Annotated in this window: 1 rRNA gene (running past one end of the window); it reads right to left on the bottom strand. The window is 57.2% G+C overall.

The features are described from left to right. Positions 1-1,700: ribosomal RNA gene (locus FB157_RS46900) — 23S ribosomal RNA — on the bottom strand (it extends 1,492 nt beyond the left edge of the window). Between the last annotated feature and the right edge of the window lie 58 nt (positions 1,701-1,758).

Below are 1,758 nucleotides of genomic sequence, written 5' to 3'. Positions count from 1 at the left end.
AGCGTCCTACACCCTTACCCCGGGACAACCACCGCCCGGGATGGACTACCTTCCTGCGTCACCCCATCACTCACCTACTAACCGCTTGGTTCGGCGGCTCCACCACTTTCCTTTCCCCGAAGGGTCCGGAACGGCTTCACGGCCTTAGCATCACGATGCTCGATGTTTGACGCTTCACAGCGGGTACCGGAATATCAACCGGTTATCCATCGACTACGCCTGTCGGCCTCGCCTTAGGTCCCGACTTACCCTGGGCAGATCAGCTTGACCCAGGAACCCTTAGTCAATCGGCGCAAACGTTTCTCACGTTTGTATCGCTACTCATGCCTGCATTCTCACTCGTCAACCGTCCACAACTACCTTCCGGTGCTGCTTCACCCGGCAGACGACGCTCCCCTACCCATCACAGCACCCGTTGGGGCTATATGCTGCAATGACACGACTTCGGCGGTACGCTTGAGCCCCGCTACATTGTCGGCGCGGAATCACTAGACCAGTGAGCTATTACGCACTCTTTCAAGGGTGGCTGCTTCTAAGCCAACCTCCTGGTTGTCTGTGCGACTCCACATCCTTTCCCACTTAGCGTACGCTTAGGGGCCTTAGTCGATGCTCTGGGCTGTTTCCCTCTCGACCATGGAGCTTATCCCCCACAGTCTCACTGCCGCGCTCTCACTTACCGGCATTCGGAGTTTGGCTAAGGTCAGTAACCCGGTAGGGCCCATCGCCTATCCAGTGCTCTACCTCCGGCAAGAAACACACGACGCTGCACCTAAATGCATTTCGGGGAGAACCAGCTATCACGGAGTTTGATTGGCCTTTCACCCCTAACCACAGGTCATCCCCCAGGTTTTCAACCCTGGTGGGTTCGGTCCTCCACGAAGTCTTACCTCCGCTTCAACCTGCCCATGGCTAGATCACTCCGCTTCGGGTCTTGAGCGTGCTACTAAAACGCCCTATTCGGACTCGCTTTCGCTACGGCTTCCCCACCCGGGTTAACCTCGCAACACACCGCAAACTCGCAGGCTCATTCTTCAAAAGGCACGCAGTCACGAGAAGCACCGAAGTGCTTCCGACGCTCCCACGGCTTGTAGGCACACGGTTTCAGGTACTATTTCACTCCGCTCCCGCGGTACTTTTCACCATTCCCTCACGGTACTATCCGCTATCGGTCACCAGGGAATATTTAGGCTTAGCGGGTGGTCCCGCCAGATTCACACGGGATTTCTCGGGCCCCGTGCTACTTGGGTGTCTCTCAAACGAGCCGCTGACGTTTCGACTACGGGGGTCTTACCCTCTACGCCGGACCTTTCGCATGTCCTTCGTCTACATCAACGGTTTCTGACTCGTCCTGTTGCCGGCAGACAACAGAAGAGAGATCCCACAACCCCGCATGCGCAACCCCTGCCGGGTCTCACACGCATACGGTTTGGCCTCATCCGGTTTCGCTCGCCACTACTCCCGGAATCACGGTTGTTTTCTCTTCCTGAGGGTACTGAGATGTTTCACTTCCCCTCGTTCCCTCCACACTGCCTATGTGTTCAGCAGTGGGTGACAGCCCATGACGACTGCCGGGTTTCCCCATTCGGAAACCCCCGGATCAAAGCCTGGTTGACGACTCCCCGGGGACTATCGCGGCCTCCCACGTCCTTCATCGGTTCCTGGTGCCAAGGCATCCACCGTGCGCCCTTAAAAACTTGGCCACAGATGCTCGCGTTCACTGTGCAGTTCTCAAACAACGACCAGCCACCCATCACCCCA

This window comes from Streptomyces sp. BK340 (assembly GCF_007827595.1).
Taxonomy (GTDB): domain Bacteria; phylum Actinomycetota; class Actinomycetes; order Streptomycetales; family Streptomycetaceae; genus Streptomyces.
This window is presented reverse-complemented; position numbering and strand designations above follow the sequence as displayed.